This window comes from Sphaerimonospora mesophila (assembly GCF_001417795.1).
Lineage (GTDB): Bacteria > Actinomycetota > Actinomycetes > Streptosporangiales > Streptosporangiaceae > Sphaerimonospora > Sphaerimonospora mesophila.
On the sequence record NZ_BCBX01000039.1, the window covers coordinates 71,930 to 87,103 of the forward strand.

16 protein-coding genes and 1 pseudogene are annotated in these 15,174 nt (G+C 70.4%); 10 read left to right on the plus strand and 7 right to left on the minus strand.

What is annotated here, in order from left to right:
* Positions 1 to 145 precede the first annotated feature (145 nt).
* On the plus strand, positions 146 to 568 hold the full coding sequence (locus AP234_RS20680; protein ID WP_055481341.1) for an Hsp20/alpha crystallin family protein: 423 nt from the start codon (positions 146 to 148) through the stop codon (positions 566 to 568).
* 114 nt (positions 569 to 682) lie between these two features.
* Positions 683 to 952: a DUF1876 domain-containing protein gene (locus tag AP234_RS20685; protein WP_055481342.1), complete on the plus strand. Its 270-nt coding sequence runs from the start codon at positions 683 to 685 to the stop codon at positions 950 to 952.
* A gap of 91 nt (positions 953 to 1,043) precedes the next feature.
* Here AP234_RS20685 and ligD read toward each other — a convergent pair whose 3' ends face one another.
* From ligD to AP234_RS20705, 4 genes are all read right to left on the minus strand, one after another.
* Entirely contained in the window at positions 1,044 to 2,012 is a 969-nt protein-coding gene (ligD, locus tag AP234_RS20690; protein ID WP_055481343.1) for a non-homologous end-joining DNA ligase, read from the minus strand.
* 49 nt (positions 2,013 to 2,061) lie between these two features.
* Positions 2,062 to 4,551: a S8 family serine peptidase gene (locus tag AP234_RS20695; protein WP_152990537.1), complete on the minus strand. Its 2,490-nt coding sequence runs from the start codon at positions 4,549 to 4,551 to the stop codon at positions 2,062 to 2,064.
* Between the two features lie 150 nt (positions 4,552 to 4,701).
* Positions 4,702 to 5,088: a hypothetical protein gene (locus AP234_RS20700; protein WP_152990538.1), complete on the minus strand. Its 387-nt coding sequence runs from the start codon at positions 5,086 to 5,088 to the stop codon at positions 4,702 to 4,704.
* A 22-nt stretch (positions 5,089 to 5,110) separates the two neighbouring features.
* The gene (locus AP234_RS20705; RefSeq protein ID WP_055481346.1) at positions 5,111 to 6,058 is read right to left on the minus strand and encodes a hypothetical protein; all 948 of its coding nucleotides are present in this window, start codon (positions 6,056 to 6,058) and stop codon (positions 5,111 to 5,113) included.
* 174 nt (positions 6,059 to 6,232) lie between these two features.
* On the opposite strand from AP234_RS20705, the gene AP234_RS20710 reads away from it, so the two are divergent.
* From AP234_RS20710 to AP234_RS20720, 3 genes are all read left to right on the plus strand, one after another.
* Positions 6,233 to 6,835 (plus strand): ArsR/SmtB family transcription factor, encoded by a 603-nt coding sequence (locus AP234_RS20710; RefSeq protein ID WP_200926627.1) that lies wholly within the window; start codon positions 6,233 to 6,235, stop codon positions 6,833 to 6,835.
* A gap of 1 nt (position 6,836) precedes the next feature.
* On the plus strand, positions 6,837 to 7,595 hold the full coding sequence (locus AP234_RS20715) for an SRPBCC family protein (RefSeq protein WP_055481347.1): 759 nt from the start codon (positions 6,837 to 6,839) through the stop codon (positions 7,593 to 7,595).
* Between the two features lie 100 nt (positions 7,596 to 7,695).
* Positions 7,696 to 8,829 carry a cation diffusion facilitator family transporter gene (locus AP234_RS20720; protein ID WP_055481348.1) on the plus strand — a complete coding sequence of 378 codons (1,134 nt, stop codon included), beginning with the start codon at positions 7,696 to 7,698 and terminating at the stop codon, positions 8,827 to 8,829.
* Positions 8,830 to 8,880: 51 nt separating this feature from the next.
* Here AP234_RS20720 and AP234_RS38090 read toward each other — a convergent pair whose 3' ends face one another.
* Positions 8,881 to 9,519, minus strand: coding sequence for a hypothetical protein (locus AP234_RS38090; RefSeq protein ID WP_235558284.1), 639 nt, complete (start codon positions 9,517 to 9,519; stop codon positions 8,881 to 8,883).
* Between AP234_RS38090 and AP234_RS38100 the strand changes: the two are divergent.
* A pseudogene (locus AP234_RS38100) lies at positions 9,503 to 10,240 on the plus strand (endo-1,4-beta-xylanase). The gene AP234_RS38090 and the pseudogene AP234_RS38100 sit on opposite strands and share 17 nt — an antisense overlap.
* A 60-nt stretch (positions 10,241 to 10,300) precedes the next feature.
* A complete protein-coding gene (locus AP234_RS20730) occupies positions 10,301 to 10,900 on the plus strand; it encodes a DUF1349 domain-containing protein (protein ID WP_055481349.1) in 600 nt (199 codons plus the stop codon).
* A gap of 12 nt (positions 10,901 to 10,912) precedes the next feature.
* On the opposite strand, the gene AP234_RS20735 is transcribed toward AP234_RS20730, so the two are convergent.
* Positions 10,913 to 11,827, minus strand: a complete 915-nt coding sequence (locus AP234_RS20735) for an NAD-dependent protein deacetylase (RefSeq protein WP_431998924.1) — start codon at positions 11,825 to 11,827, stop codon at positions 10,913 to 10,915.
* A gap of 203 nt (positions 11,828 to 12,030) precedes the next feature.
* Between AP234_RS20735 and AP234_RS20740 the strand changes: the two genes are divergently transcribed.
* Positions 12,031 to 13,281 carry an MFS transporter gene (locus AP234_RS20740; protein WP_055481350.1) on the plus strand — a complete coding sequence of 417 codons (1,251 nt, stop codon included), beginning with the start codon at positions 12,031 to 12,033 and terminating at the stop codon, positions 13,279 to 13,281.
* Positions 13,282 to 13,337: 56 nt separating this feature from the next.
* Positions 13,338 to 14,156 (plus strand): PIG-L family deacetylase, encoded by an 819-nt coding sequence (locus AP234_RS20745; protein ID WP_055481351.1) that lies wholly within the window; start codon positions 13,338 to 13,340, stop codon positions 14,154 to 14,156.
* Between the two features lie 13 nt (positions 14,157 to 14,169).
* Here the strand turns inward: AP234_RS20745 and AP234_RS20750 are convergent, their stop codons facing one another.
* Positions 14,170 to 14,370, minus strand: coding sequence for a hypothetical protein (locus tag AP234_RS20750; RefSeq protein ID WP_055481352.1), 201 nt, complete (start codon positions 14,368 to 14,370; stop codon positions 14,170 to 14,172).
* Between the two features lie 110 nt (positions 14,371 to 14,480).
* Here AP234_RS20750 and AP234_RS20755 point away from each other — a divergent pair, with 110 nt between their 5' ends.
* Complete coding sequence (locus tag AP234_RS20755; protein WP_055481353.1) at positions 14,481 to 15,143, plus strand: class I SAM-dependent methyltransferase; 663 nt, start codon at positions 14,481 to 14,483, stop codon at positions 15,141 to 15,143.
* Positions 15,144 to 15,174: the final 31 nt, after the last annotated feature.

The window sequence follows — 15,174 nt, forward strand, 5'->3', positions numbered from 1 at the left end:
CCCGGAACGGGGAGGCGGACAGCGGCCGAACGGCCCGGCCGGACAGGACCTCCGGCACCTGCGCGGCCCCCCGGACGGGAGTGGGATGGAGGGTGAGGAGCCCGAGACGACGGACCCCGAGACAGAGGAGAGGGTGAGGTAAGCGATGGGCGCGCCGATGAAGCGGGAATCGAGAGGACTCTTCCCCGACCTTTTCGACTGGTTGGAGGCGCCGCTGGCCACGCTCCGGCCGATGGCCGGGCAGCAGATCCGCTTCGAGGACTACATCAAGGACGGACGCTACGTGCTCCGTGCCGAACTGCCCGGAATCGACCCCGAGAAGGATGTCGAGATCACCGTGTCGAACGGTGTTCTCATGATCCACGCCGAGCGGCAGCAGGAGGAGCGGGAGGGACACCGCACCGAGTTCCGGTACGGATCGTTCACCCGGTCCATCACGCTGCCGCCGACGGCCGACGACAGCGACGTCAAGGCCACCTACGACAAGGGAATCCTCGAGGTCAGCGTGAAGCTCGCCGAGGAGAAGCCCGCCGGCAAGCGAATCGAGGTGGAGAAGCCGGCCGGGTAAGCGGACGGCAAACAAAGATCTCCGAGATCGGGGCCCGTCCGCACGGACGAGGCGGACGGGCCCCGTTACGACCGCGGCACGGCGGAGACATGCAGAACAGAGGAGGTGGACCTCATGGAGTCCAAGAGATGGAACGTCGAGATCTTCGTCGACGAAGACGACAACGACGATCTGACCACCGCGACCGCCGTGCTGTACACGAACGCGGGTAGAAGGCACGAGAGCGTCGCGCACGCTCGACGCAACCCGGCGGACCGTCCCGTTCCGGAGATCGGTGACGAACTCGCGGCGGGACGGGCGCTGTCGGATCTGGCGGCGAAACTGCTCGGGGACGGCGCGGAAGACGTGGCACGGCTCGCCGGACCGGCCTACGAGACGCACTGACCGGCGGGCGCGCACAGGGCGCGCAAAGTGTGCGCGCAGGGCGCGGTGCGAAGGTCACCGGGCCGAGGACGGGCGACGGTGCGGGAGAGCGTCACTCCTCCCGCACGACGTCCTCCGGGTCCTTGTCCTCTCGCATGCCGCGCCAGGAGGGGTGGCGCAGCCTGCCCTCGCCCGTCCACTCGCCGAACCGCACCTCGCCGACCAGCACGGGGCGCACCCAGTAGGCGCCGCGCGCGTCCTCACGCGGCGGTTCCTCGTCGAAGGGCGAGGTCTCCTGCTTGAGCGGCGCCAGCCGTACGGCGAGCTCGCGCAGGACCGCCTCGGTGAATCCGGTGCCCACGCTGCCGGCGTAGCGGAGACGGCCCTCCTCGTCGTGTACGCCGAGCAGCAGTGAGCCGATCATGCCGGCGCGGCGGCCGGCGCCGGACCGCCAACCGCACACGACGATGTCCTGGGTGCGGAAGTTCTTCACCTTCACCCAGTCCGGCGACCGCCTGCCCTGCCGGTACGGCGAGGCCAGCCGCTTGGCCATCACCCCTTCCAGGCCCAGCCTGCGCGACTCGGCGACCGCCCGCGGGCCGTCGTCGCGGAAGCACGGCGGCACGTCCCAGTGGTCACCCGGCGTTACCAGCTCCTCGAGCAGTCCCCTGCGTGCCGTGTACGGCATCGCGATCACGGGCTCCGCGTCGACGTGCAGCACGTCGAACAGCAGGTAGACCACCGGCACGGCCACCGCCAATCGAGCGATCTTCGCCGCCTGCCGCTGGTGCATCCGCGGCTGCAGCGCCTCGAACGACGGTCTGCCGCGCCGGTCGAACGCGACGATCTCCCCGTCCAGGACCAGGTCGTGCCCGCCCACCGCTCCGGCGAGCCCGTGCGTCTCCGGATAGGCCACCGTGATGTCCCTGGCGTTGCGGGAGACCAGCCGGACCCGGCCGCCCTCGATGTAGGCGAGCGCCCGCACGCCGTCCCACTTCATCTCGAAGGCGTAGTTTTCACCGGGCTCGGGGAGCGGCCCGGCCTGCCCCATCATCGGCGTGTACGCCGGGAGCCCCCTCATGCCACCAGGACTTCGCTCGCAGGGATCTTCAACCGGACAGGCCGGTCGGTCACCCGGTGATCAGCCCGGCCGCCCGCATCTCCTCGGTCAGCCAGGAGAACGCGGGCAGGCCCAGGCCCCCGCCGTTCACCTGGCCGGGAGGAAAGCCGATCGGCCCGCCGCTGATCGGCGCCCCCGGAGAAGGACCGGCCGCGGCCGGCTGCCCGGCGTACGGCATGGGGCCGAACGGCGCGGCAGGTCCGGCGGCACCGGGCGCATGCCCGGCCGGCGGCGCGCCCGCGGCCGTCGGGCCGTTGAGCGTGCCCCGTCCGCTGCCCGGGATGGTCCCGTTGGCGTGCAGTGACTCGCCCGCGCCCGCTGCGCCCGCCCCACGCGCCTTGACCGCGCGGCCCTTGCCCGTCACCCCGCCTTCATGTCCACCGCTTCCCTGCCCACCGGCCCGCTGTCCACCTGTCCGCTGTCCACCCGGTCCGCGTCCACCGGGCGAAGCGACCACGCCGGGCCCGGCCTCGGCGGCGGACGGCTCACCCGCGATCCCGGCGGCCACCGGAGCCCCGTCGGCGTATTCCATTCCACCCGTCATCGCCCATGCTCCACCGGCGTCCGGATCCACCGCGCCGGGCACGAGCAGGCCGGCCCAGGCCATCTCGGTGGTGAGCCGGTCGAGCAGGCCCTGGACGCCGCCCGCGGTGAGGTCGCCGGAGCCGATGTCGGTGGTGAGTTCCGGCGCGATGAACGCGAGGGCCGGCCCCAGGGCGAGCAGCGCGTTGGGCAGCCCGGCACCGGTGCGGCCCGGGTCGCCGAGGTCGAGCGGCATACAGCTCGACTTGATGATCTGGAAGAGGCGCTCGACCCGCCGGGCGTCGCGCGTGCCGTACCCGTCGTACAGGTCCGGGTGATGCGCGAGCACGAGAGCCGCGAGGCCGGTGACGTGCGGCGCGGCCATCGAGGTGCCGTCCCACGCGGCGTAGTCGCCGGACGGCACGGCCGACAGCACCGCCACACCGGGCGCGCAGACGTCGATGCCCGGGCCGTGACAGGTGAATCTGGGCGAGAAGTATCCCTCTCCCGTGCACGGCTCCGTGATCTCGGCGGCGTGCGCCGTGCCGGCGGGGAAGGTGCCGACCCGCCCGATGGCGGCGACGGTCAGCACCGTGGGCAGGTTTCCGGGAAAGCCCACGGGCCCGCCGTCGTTGCCCGCGGCGACCACGCACGCCACACCCGCTTCACGGGCCTGCTCGATCTTGGCGGCGACGAGCTGGGACGGGTGCCTGCTGCCGAGGCTCAGGTTCACCACATCGATCCGCTGCTCTATGCAGTAGTCGAGGGCCTCGATGAGATCGCTGAACCGCCCCCCCGGGAAGATCTTGCAGGCGTGCACCTCTGCCTCCACCGCGAAGCCGACGACACCCTGACCGTCGTCGGCGCCGCCGATGATCGCGGCGCAGTGAGAGCCGTGGTAGGCCGTGTCCACCGCCCAGCCGTCGGGCTTTCGGTCCGAGAGGTCGATGCCGCCGCTGATGCGGTTGAGCAGATCGGGATGGTCGATCGCCGCCCCGGAGTCGATGATCGCGACCTTCACACCTGCGCCGCGGAACGTGGGCGGCAGCCGGTCGAGGTTCATCGCCTGCTGGCCCCAGCCGAAGAGCTGGTGCCCGGGAAAGCCCTCCAAGGTCTCCGACAGCTTCACCAGTTCGATCAGGTTGTCCCTGCTCGTGGACAGGGACGGGCGGTCGAGATGGAAGCTCCAGTGGCCGGAGCGGGGCTTGACCACCAGGCTGACGACGGACTCCGGCGTCTCACCGGCGAGTGTCACCGTTGCCCGGCCGTCCGCGCCCGTCACGCCCTGGGCGGGCCAGCCGAAACCGGTGACGAAGACGGTGGCGCCCGGCACCGGCTTGCCGTCGCCGTCGCGCACCAGGAACGTGAAGGTGCTCACCACTCCCGACGGCACCACGGCCGCGGCCGTACGGCGCCTGCGCGGCGGCCCCGGCACCTCGGTGTAGGTCAGCAGCCGGTCACGCTCGATGAGCACCTGCGGATACTTCATGTGCAGCTCGAGAGCGTGCTCGGCGGTCATGTCCACGATCAGGATCTCGGGGAACGGGGCGCTCGTTCCCATTACCTGAGGACCCATTACCTGAGGGCCCATCGCCTGAGGGCCCGTCACCTGCGGACCCATGACATGTGAGCCGGTCATCTGCGGGCCGCCCATCAGGTGAGGGGCCGTCGCCGGAAAGGCGGGCCCCTGATGCCGTCCCTGCGGCTCGGCGCCGGCCGGTGGTCCCGGATGGCCCGGGAGCCGGCGACGCACGGTCACTTCCGGGTCGTTCTCCAGCAGCTCGCACAGACCGTCGGCGTCCAGGGGCGGCGCGCTCACCCCCATCGCCGACAGGTACGGCTGTCGCAGCGCGGCCACCATATAGCGCATCGGACGCGGCTCCACCACATGCGGCACCTGCCGGGTCGGCTGCCTCCCCCTGCTCGATGCCGGTGAGCGCGACTCGCTTCCGTCCTTGGGCTTGTCGTTACTGGTCACAACGTCTCGACTCTCCCCAGCTCAGGCTGGTCTCGCCGGCCGCACCAGAGGGCTCGACGGGAATTACACGGCAAGGGGGTGTTCCCGGGACACCCCCTTGGGGGCCCGGACCGGTCAGGCGACCGGTCCGGGCCATTCATTCGAACTCCGTCACAGGAGTGGAACCGTGGGCCGGCCGCTGTTGACGACGCCGAGGACGGCCTGGAGCTGCGCCAGGCACGCCTCGTACTGCCCGGCCCGGTACAGCTGCACCGCCTGCACCAGCGGCGGGATGATTCCCGCCACCTGCGGCGCCTGCAGGAGTGACACCTGCAACCAGCCGTAGAGCTGCTGGAGGGTCACCGCGCACTGCACCTGCGCTGGGATCAGCGTCGCCGGACGGCCCGGGATCGGCGGCATCGCCGTCCCCGTGGCCGCGCCGACCGCCATGCCCATCGCCGGACCGGTCGTCATGGCCATCCCCGGGTTCATGGCCGGATCGGGCACCATGCCGGCTCCGCCCGAGACGGTGCCGGGCCAGGGAGCTCCTCCGCCCATCGAGTCCACCATGTGCCTCCGCTCAGAATCCGGCGCCGGCCGCCACCGGCGTCTGCTGTGCGGCCTGCTGGTGCTGCTGGGTGACGTACTGAGGCGACACCTGCTGGCCGTACTGCTGCTGGCTCACCGCGCTCAGCGGATTCACCGCGGTCAACGCGTTGAGCGGGTTCACGGCGGCCAGCGGGTTCACCGCACCCAGCGGGTTCACGGCGCCCAGCGAGTTGATCGCGTTCAGCGGGTTCAGCGCGATCTGCGGGATGAGGTGCTGGCCGTAGACCTGAGCGTGCTGCGGAGTGGCCTGCAGACCGAGCGCCTGGCCGTACTGGGCCACCTGGCCGTACTGCGGCTGGTACTGCCCCTGGGCGTACGGGTGGGCGAGCTGCTGCTGGATCTGCTGCTGGATCTGCTGCCGCAGAACCTGCTCCACCGCCTGCTCCTGGATCTGCTGCTCGACCTGGTGCTGGGTCTGCAGGACGTCCAGGATCTGGCGGGCCACCTCGACACCGTGCCGGACGGTCATGCGGGCGACCTTGGTCCAGAAGGTCTGCGGGCTCACCAGGTGCTCCTGCGGGTGGACCTGCTCCTCCTGCTGGATCGCCCCGTTGAGCAGCGAGGCCTGCTGGCCCGCGAGCTGCGGCATGGCCATGCCGAGCTGAGCGATCTGGGGCGCCACGGCGTGCTGCTGGGCGACCTGCTGGTAGAGGACCGTCTCCAGAACCTGACGGGCGGCCGGTACGCCGTACCGGATCCCGACCCGGGCGATCCTGGCCCAGAAGGTCTGCGGGCTCACCAGGTGCTCCTGCGGGTGGATCTGCTCCTCCTGCCGGGTCGACTGACTGATCGAGAGCGCCTGCTGCTGACCAGGCTGCTGAGCGAGCCGGCCGAGCTGCAGGGGCGAGATCTGCTGCTGAGTCGCGTAGCCCAGCGGCGTGGTGGTCATGTACGAGGGTTGCATCGCTGTGAACGTCATAGTCACTCCTTCGAACCAGGTAGGTCTGGCTCATCGCCCTTTGTGATTACACAGCGTGACCACCCTGCGGCACAATGTGTCGCGCGTAATGCTCTTCTAAGATCAACTTTGCGCTCGACTACCGACAACTTCTACTGTCTTGACGATTTTTATTTTCGGTGAGAGGGTGGGGACATGTTGGACGTGGCGATCATCGAGGACCCGGCCGCTGCCGAGGTCTCACTGGATCCGGTGCGGGCTCGGCTGCTCGCCGAGCTGGCGGAGCCCGCCTCGGCGACGATGCTGGCGGCCCGGATCGGCCTGCCGCGGCAGAAGGTGAACTACCACCTCAAGGCCCTGGAACGGCACGGCCTGGTGGAGCTGGTCGAGGAGCGAAGGAAGGGCAACGTCACCGAACGGGTGATGCGGGCGACCGCGGCCTCGTTCGTGATCTCTCCGGCGGCGCTCGCCCCGGTGGCGCCGGATCCGGCGCGCGCGCCCGACCAGCTGTCGGCCCGCTGGCTGCTGGCCCTCGCCGCCCAGCTGGTACGTGACGTGGGCACGTTGATCACCGGAGCGGCCAGAGCACGCCGGAAGACGGCCACGTTCGCGATCGACGGGCGGGTGCGCTTCGCCTCGGCCGCCGATCGGGCCGCCTTCGCCACGGAACTCGCCGAAGCGGTCACCGCTCTGGTGAGCAGATATCACGACGATACGGCCGAGGGCGGGCGTGAGCACCGCGTGGTCGTGGCGCTGCACCCCAGCGTCCGTCCCGGCACCGAGACCCAGGAGAGATGAGATGGCGCACGAATTCGAACTGTCCAAGGAGATCGAGCTGGCCGCCACACCCGAGCAGGTGTGGGACGCCATCGCCACCGGCCCGGGGATCGACTCCTGGTTCATGGGGCGCACCGAGATCGAGCCACGCGAGGGGGGCAGAAGCCGGTTCACGATGATGGGCGGTGCCGAGCAGTCCACGGTGACCATCTGGAAGCCGGGCGAACGGTTCGCCTACCGCAGTGACGAGGGCCCCGACGGCGCCTTCATGGCCCTCGACTACCTCATCGAAGGCCGCGACGGCGGCAGCACGGTCCTGCGTCTCGTGCAGAGCGGCGTACTCGGCGACGACTGGGAGAGCGAGTACGAGGCCCTGGGCGTGGGCTGGGACATGTACCTGCACACGCTCGCCCAATACCTCGTGCACTTCCCGGGCCGGACCGCGACGGGCATCGTCTCGGCCGCCCGCCCGAAGGCCGGCGACCCCGAGCACGTGTGGGCGGCGCTGACCGGGGCGCTCGGGCTCTCCGGATCGGTCACCCAGGGCGCCCCGGTACGACTCGCCGTCGAAGGGCTCCCCGTGATCCAGGGCGTCGTGGACTACGCCGGCCTGCCGACCTTCCTGGGCGTTCGCACCGGCGACGGGTTGTACCGGTTCATCCATTCCGGTCCCTCACGGGGCAACGTGCTGGTCCTCGGGCACCACGTCTTCTCCGACGACGTGGACGAGCAGACCGCCGAGGCCGCCTGGAACTCCTGGCTCGACCGGCTGCTCGCCTGATCGCTCGATGGCCTGACGGACGTCCCCGGCCGGCCGCGGTCCGTACGCGATCTGCGCCGGCGAGGTGCCTCCGGGCCGTTCCGCGGGCATCGTCTCCTCCATGAGCCGGGAAAAGGCCGAGCCTGGCCGCCCGTACGACCACGGCGAGGGGCAGGGGCGTGACCACGGGCACGGACACGGGCCTGGTGACGAGCACGGGCACGGGCACGGGCAGACGTCGCGGAGGCCGCTGGGCGAGCGGATCCGGCACGCGCTGCGGCCGCACCCACACTCACACGAGACGTCGGACAAGGTCGACGCGGCGATGGAGACCTCCGCCCGAGGGATGCGGGTGTTATGGATCTCCCTCGCCGGGCTCGGCACGACCACGGTGATCCAGGCCGTGGTGGTGGCCATCTCGGGCTCTGTGGCGCTGCTGGGCGACACGCTGCACAACGCCGCCGACGCGCTGACCGCGGTCCCGCTGGGCATCGCGTTCCTGCTCGGCCGCCGCCCGCCGACCCGGCGCTACACCTACGGCTACGGGCGGGCCGAGGACCTGGCCGGAGTCGTGATCGTGCTGACCATCGCGGCCTCGGCCGTGTTCGCGGCCAAGACCGCGTTCGACCGGCTGCTCGACCCCCGGGAGGTGAGCGAACTGGGCGCGGTCGCGGGCGCGGCGCTGGTGGGGTTCGCCGGCAACGAACTGGTCGCCCGCTACCGCATCCGCGTCGGCAGGCAGATCGGGTCGGCCGCGCTGGTCGCCGACGGCCTGCACGCCCGCACCGACGGGTTCACCTCGCTGGCCGTGCTGGCGAGCGCGGGCGGTACGGCGCTGGGCTGGAACCGGGCCGACCCGGTCGTCGGCCTGCTCATCACCGTCGCCATCCTCGCCGTGCTCCGGCAGGCCGCGCGCGAGGTGTACCGCAGGCTGATGGACGCGGTGGATCCCGCCATCGTGGACCTGGCCGAGGCGACGCTGCGCGCGACGCCCGGGGTGCTCGACATCGGGCAGGTGCGGCTGCGCTGGATCGGCCACCACCTGCGGGCCGAATGCGAGGTGATCGTCGACGCGGCCTGCACCGTGATCGAGGCACACCGGACCGCCGTCGAGGCCGAGCACGGCCTGATCCACGCCATCCCCCGGCTGACCGCCGCCATCGTGCACGCCGACCCCCTCCCCCACGGCGGCGTCGACCATCACGCCCTCCTCGCCGACCACCGGCACGGCCTCCGTACCGACCATCCCCGCTGATCCGTCAGCCGGGCACGACGTGACACGGGAGGTCTGTGGATATGTAGGGGTTTAGCGGTACCGTGCTCGAAATCGCTCTCCGGAACGACCACGTTCCCGGAGGGCGTCTCCCCCGTCCGAGCACTCCTGGAGGCCGCCGCGATGCCGTCGCACTCCGACCACATCGGTTTCGCCCCCGACCCGTTGATCAGGAAGCACCGCACCGCGGAGGTCACCGTCACGGTCACGGAGAACGGTGCGCCGCTCGCCGGTCGAGAGGTGACGATCGCACAGCGCGATCACAAGTTCCTGTTCGGCTGCATCGGCTTCGACTTCCTGCCGCTCGCGAGCGGCGAATGGGCGGCCGGGTCTCAGGAGGCCGCCGAGGCCGAGCACCTGGCCGACCTGTGGTCCGGCCTGTTCAATTTCGCCACGCTGCCGTTCTACTGGGGTCAGTTCGAGCCCGAGCGGGGGCGTCCGGACACCGAGCGGCTGCTCGCCACGGCGCGCTGGTTCGCCGAGCGCGGCTGCGTGGTCAAGGGCCACCCATTGGCCTGGCACACCGAGACCGCCGAATGGCTGATGGACCTGTCGAACGCCGACATCGCCCGCGAGCAGGTCGCCCGCATCAAGCGCGACGACCGACTTCGCCGGACTTATCGACATGTGGGATGTCATCAACGAAGTCGTGATCATGCCGATCTTCGACAAGTACGACAACGGCATCACCCGGATCTGCCGCGAGATCGGCCGCATCCCGATGGTGCGCATGGTCTTCGACGCCGCCCGCGAGGCCGGCCCGCACGCCACGCTGCTGCTGAACGACTTCGACATGTAGGCGGCGTACGAATGCCTGATCGAGGGGGTGCTGGAGGCCGGCATCGAGATCGACGCGCTGGGCCTGCAGAGCCACATGCACCAGGGCTACTGGGGCGAGGAGAAGACCCTCGACGTCCTGGAGCGATTCTCGCGGTACGGCCTGCCGATCCACTTCACCGAGACGACGCTCGTCTCCGGCCACCTCATGCCGCCGGAGATCGTCGACCTGAACGACTACCGGATCCCCGAGTGGCCGTCGACGCCGGAGGGCGAGGCGCGGCAGGCCGACGAGGTCGTCCGGCACTACAAGACGCTGCTCTCGCACCCCTCGGTGGAGGCGATGACGTACTGGGGGCTGTCGGACCGCGGCGCCTGGCTCGGCGCACCCGGCGGCCTCGTCCGGGCGGACGGCACGCCGAAGCCGTCCTACGAGGCGCTGCGCTCACTCGTCAAGGGCGAGTGGTGGCTGGCCCCCACCACGACGACCACCGACGCCGACGGCCGGGCGCGGTTCAGCGGGTTCCTCGGCGAGTACGAGCTGACGGCCGCCGGAACGACCACGACGTTCAGGCTCGACCGGCCCGGCGATATCGCCCTGGCCGTATCCCTTTGAGGGCGACAGGAGCGGGCGCGCCCGGTTGAATGAGAGCGCTCTCACCCTTGAGGAGGACCGATGTCCGATGCCGTCGCCCTGCCGGCCGTTCCCGTTCCGCTGCGCGTGCTGAACTCCCCGGTCTCGTGGAACGTCGACGGCGACGACGCGCTCACGATCACGTCGGGCGCCGGGACCGACCTGTTCGCCGATCCGGGCGGTCCCGGCCGGTTCGGCAACGCCCCGGCGCTGGTCGGCCGCCTCGACGGCGACTTCACCCTGAGCGCGCGGATCAGGACCGACCTGATGTCCACCTACGACGCCGGCGTGCTGCTGCTCTACGCGGGTGAGGACCTGTGGGCGAAGTTCTGCCTCGAACTGTCCCCCCAGGGCCGGCCCACCATCGTGACGGTCGTGAACCGCGGCGTGTCCGACGACTGCAACTCGATCGGCGTGACGGGGGACGACGTCCGGCTGCGGGTCTCCCGGGTGGGCACCGCGTTCGCCTTCCACGTCGCCACCGGGACCGATTTCTGGCACCTCATCAGGTATTTCGCGCTCGACGGCGACCCCGAGGTCGGCTTCCTCGCGCAGTCGCCCACCGGCAAGGGATGCACCGTACGCTTCGAGGAGGTGCGGTACACCGCCGGGCGCCTGTCCGATCTGCGCAACGGCGAATGATCCGGGTCGTCGTCAGCCCGGACGGCGCCGTCGCGGCCGCTCCAGCCGGGAGACGAGCCCGGTGAGGGTGGCGCCGAGCGGGGCGTCGAAGGTCAGCAGGGCCTGGCCGTCGCCCCTGGTCCGGCCCCGATTGATGATCGCGATGGGGATGCCGCACGCGGCGGCGTGCCGTACGAACCGATAGCCGGACATCACGGTCAGCGACGACCCCAGCACCAGCAGCATCCCGGCCCGCTCGACCAGCGCGTAGCACTCCTCGACCCGTGGTCGCGGCACGTTCTCGCCGAAGAACACCACGTCGGGCTTGAGCACGCCGCCACATCCGGCGGCGTCGCAGTCCACGATGGTGAAACCCTCGACCTGATCGTCGGCGAGCACGGCGTCGCCATCGGGGTTGATCATGTCGACCCGGGCCCGCCAGCGGAGGTTGGCCATGCGCAGCCGCCGGTCGAGCGACTGCCGGGAGGTGCGCTCGCCGCAGGAAAGACAGCGAACGCGGTCGAGCGCGCCGTGCAGTTCGATCACCTGCCGGGCACCCGCCGCCTGGTGCAGCCCGTCGACGTTCTGGGTGATGATCCCGGCGACCAGGCCCCGGGCCTCCAGGTCGGCCACGGCACGATGCCCGGCGTTGGGACGGGCACGGGCGATCTCCCGCCACCCCAGGTGACTGCGCGCCCAGTAGCGCCGCCGCGCCGCCGCGCTGGCGACGAACGTCTGGTACGTCATCGGCTCGGCCCGCCGCCTGCGGCCGGTCTCCCCTCGATAGTCCGGAATGCCGGACTCGGTCGACAGCCCGGCCCCGCTCAGGACCACCACGTCACCATCCGTGACGAGGTCGGCCAGCAGGCGGAACCGAGGACTGGTGAACAGGCCCGCCGGGCCACGCGGCGCGTCGGTCACGCGCTCGGTCCCCTCATTCGCCGCCAATGTCACGCATCCATCCTGCCTGACCGAATGGAAACCGACGGAACGAGAACCCAGAAAAGGGATGCCGCCGGAGGGACGCTCTGCCATAGCATGTCCCAGATCGATGGCGATCAGGGACGTACGGCCGGCGTTCCCGGGCACGGATCCTCGATTCGCCCGCGCGGGGAGTGCACGGAAGGCTGCTCGCACCGCGGGAGGTCAGGATGTCGGCACTCCGGCGCCGCTTGTGGGTCCCCGTCGTGCTCTCCTACGCCGCGTTCATCCTGGTCGGGGTGAGCGCGGGTGTGGCCGGGGTGCTCCTCCCGGCGCAGATCGACGACTACGGCCTGGACAAGGCCACGATCGGGACGACGTTCTTCACATTCTCGGCCGGGTTCATGCTGGCCGGCTCGAACGCGGGTCCGCTGATCCACCGTTTCGGCGTACGGACCACCCTCGTCGTCGGCTGCGGCGCGTACGTTCTGGCCGGGCTGGTCACCGCGGCCCGCCCGCCGTTCCTGGCCCTGGTGGCGGTCCAGCTGATCGTCGGGTACGGCACGGGCCTGATCGAATCGGTGCTCAACGTCTACCTCGCGGACCTTCCGGGAGCGACGACCCTGCTCAACCGGCTGCACGCGTTCTTCGGCGTCGGCGCGCTGCTCGGGCCGCTGCTGGCCACCTGGATGCTGGGCCACCTGCCGTGGACGGCCGTGTGGCTGGTCCTCGCCCTGGCCGGTCTGCCGCTCATAGTCGGTTTCCGGCTGGCCCTCCCCGCGCGTGAGGTCCACGCCGTGCCGGAGGGGTCCGAGGCCCGGGAGACGTCCCGGCACACGGCATCGGGGCGCGGGCTGCTCGGCGCGACGTCGCGGGAGCCCGCCGTCCTGTTGGGCGCCGCGTTCCTGGCCGTCTACGTCGGCCTGGAGATAAGCGTGGGCAACTGGGGATTCAGCTTCCTGGTGGACGGGCGCGGGCAGGGGGATCTGCTGGCCGGCTACACCGTCTCGGCCTATTGGCTCGGGCTCACCCTCGGCCGTTTCCTGATCAGCCCGATCGCGGTCAGGCTCGGGATGACCGACATCGGCATGACCTTCGCCTGCCTGGCCGGGGTCACGGCAGGCGCGATGCTGGCGTGGTCGCTCCCGGGACCGGTCGCGGCCGTCGTGAGCTTCGTCCTGCTCGGCTTCTTCCTGGGCCCGATCTTCCCGACCACGATGGCCGTGGCGCCGAGGCTGACCGCCGCCCGGCTGGTGCCCACGGCGATCGGGCTGCTGAACGGCGTTTCCGTGGTGGGTGGCGCGGTGTTCCCCTGGCTGGCCGGGACGATCGCCGAGGGCATCGGACCATGGACGCTGCCGCCGTTCGCCGCGGCGCTCGCCCTGCTGCAACTCGTCCTGTGGTGGCAGGTGGCCCGGCGCATGACCACGCCCTCGACGAACCCGCGTTCGATCCGCACAGAGGATCAAGGGGCGATATAGGGTCGATCGAGTACTGATCGAATATCGGCAGACGAAGCCGGAGTTCGGGGGATCCGATGAACCGAGAGCTCACCGTGATGGCCGTGCACGCCCACCCGGACGACGAGGTGATCGGCACCGGCGGCATTCTCGCCCGCTATGCCGAGGAGGGCATCCGTACGGTCCTGGTGACGTGCACCAACGGGGAGCAGGGGGATGGTCCGGGTGGGGTCAAACCGGGCGAGCCCGGTCATGACGACGACGCCGTGGCCGAACGCCGGCTGGCCGAGCTCCGCGAGTCCGCCACCCACCTCGGCGTCACCCACCTGGAGTTGCTCGGCTACCGCGACTCGGGCATGGACGGCTGGACGGGCAACGCCCACCCCGAGGCGTTCGCCAACGTCCCGGTCGAGCGCGCCGCCGCCCGGCTGGCCGAGCTCATGGAGCGATATCGGCCGCAGGTGGTCGTGACGTACGACGAGATCGGCGGCTACGGCCACCCCGACCACATCCAGGCCCACCGCATCGCAATGGCGGCGACCGAGTCGACCGGGATCCCCGACAAGCTCTACTACACGGCCACGCCGCGGGAGCGGATCCGGCAGATGTTCGACTTCATGCGGTCGAGCGGCATGGACATGAACGGGTTCGACCTGCCCGAGGACTTCGGCACTCCGGACGAACTGATCACCGCCACCGTCGACGTCTCGCCGTACGTCGAACACAAGATCAAGGCGCTGCGTGCCCACGAAAGCCAGGGCGAGAACATCTTCCTGCTGCGAATGCCCGCCGAGGCGCAGCACCAGGCCTTCGCGGCCGAGTTCTTCGTCCGCCGGATCTCCCGCCTGGCCGCCCCGGACCGGGAGGACGACCTCTTCGCCGGACTGCGCGGCTGATTTCCGGCCCGCCTCAGAGGTGGAACCAGTGAATGCGCCGGCAGGCGGTGCACACGAAACAGACCGCGTCGCGGTTGGCCCAGTCGAGATTCATGAACGACATGCCGGTGGTCTGCAGCTTCCAGCTGTGCTGCTCGAAAATCCGGTTCCCACAGGTGTCGCAACTCAGCTCCTGCCCGTTGGGCAGGGTGACGGGGGAAGGATCTCTTTTCATGAGAACACACTAGCCACGATTTACGGATTCGCGCCGAGCGGGCGAATCCGTACCACGTCGGGGGAATCGGCCGTGCGCGTCCACGCGATTCCATGGTTATGGTAGATCGGATGGTGGACTCCTCCGCTCGGGACAACCGGTTACGCCGTTACTGGGACCGTCAGGCCGGTTCGTACGACCGGCAGATGGCCTACGTCGAACGCCGCTTCTTCGCCGATACTCGAGAATGGGTCTGCGGACAGGCGATCGGCACCGTCCTGGAAGTGGCCGTGGGCACCGGGCTGAATCTCCACCATTACCCCCGCGACGTCGAACTGACCGGCGTGGAGTGGAGCCCGTCGATGCTCGAGGTCGCCCGGCGTCGGGCCGCCGAGATCGGCCGCGACGTCGATCTCCAGCAGGGCGATGCGCGGTCGCTGCGCTTCCCCGACGGGCATTTCGACACCGTCGTGTGCACATTCTCACTCTGTGCGATCGAGGACGACCGGGGCACGCTCACCGAGATGGCCCGGGTGCTCCGTCCAGGCGGGCTGCTGCTACTGGCCGATCACGTCGCGTCGTCCGCCTGGCCGGTTCGCGCACTGCAACGACTGGTGGACACCATCACCGTGCCGATGTTCGGAGAGCGCTACAGTCGCCGTCCGTTCCCGATGGTGCTCGCGATGGGATTCGCGATAGAACGGCACGAGCGGTTCAAGCTCGGCCTCATCGAACGGCTCGCGGCCAGAAAGCCGGGCGACCCCGATGCCGTGCCGCGACCCATACAGCCCTGAACAAACCTTCTGCGGTCCCGAGTCGCTCGCG

Excerpts from the sequence above, each read along its gene's own strand:
- AP234_RS20740 (WP_055481350.1), top strand. The coding sequence starts at position 12,031 with ATGTCGGCACTCCGGCGCCGCTTGTGGGTCCCCGTCGTGCTCTCCTAC.
- AP234_RS20680 (WP_055481341.1), top strand. The coding sequence starts at position 146 with ATGGGCGCGCCGATGAAGCGGGAATCGAGAGGACTCTTCCCCGACCTT.
- AP234_RS20755 (WP_055481353.1), top strand. The coding sequence starts at position 14,481 with ATGGTGGACTCCTCCGCTCGGGACAACCGGTTACGCCGTTACTGGGAC.
- AP234_RS20745 (WP_055481351.1), top strand. The coding sequence starts at position 13,338 with ATGAACCGAGAGCTCACCGTGATGGCCGTGCACGCCCACCCGGACGAC.
- AP234_RS20700 (WP_152990538.1), bottom strand. The coding sequence starts at position 5,088 with ATGGGCGGAGGAGCTCCCTGGCCCGGCACCGTCTCGGGCGGAGCCGGC.
- AP234_RS20730 (WP_055481349.1), top strand. The coding sequence starts at position 10,301 with ATGTCCGATGCCGTCGCCCTGCCGGCCGTTCCCGTTCCGCTGCGCGTG.
- AP234_RS20685 (WP_055481342.1), top strand. The coding sequence starts at position 683 with ATGGAGTCCAAGAGATGGAACGTCGAGATCTTCGTCGACGAAGACGAC.
- AP234_RS20705 (WP_055481346.1), bottom strand. The coding sequence starts at position 6,058 with ATGACGTTCACAGCGATGCAACCCTCGTACATGACCACCACGCCGCTG.
- AP234_RS20720 (WP_055481348.1), top strand. The coding sequence starts at position 7,696 with ATGAGCCGGGAAAAGGCCGAGCCTGGCCGCCCGTACGACCACGGCGAG.
- AP234_RS20710 (WP_200926627.1), top strand. The coding sequence starts at position 6,233 with ATGTTGGACGTGGCGATCATCGAGGACCCGGCCGCTGCCGAGGTCTCA.
- AP234_RS20715 (WP_055481347.1), top strand. The coding sequence starts at position 6,837 with ATGGCGCACGAATTCGAACTGTCCAAGGAGATCGAGCTGGCCGCCACA.
- ligD (WP_055481343.1), bottom strand. The coding sequence starts at position 2,012 with ATGAGGGGGCTCCCGGCGTACACGCCGATGATGGGGCAGGCCGGGCCG.
- AP234_RS20750 (WP_055481352.1), bottom strand. The coding sequence starts at position 14,370 with ATGAAAAGAGATCCTTCCCCCGTCACCCTGCCCAACGGGCAGGAGCTG.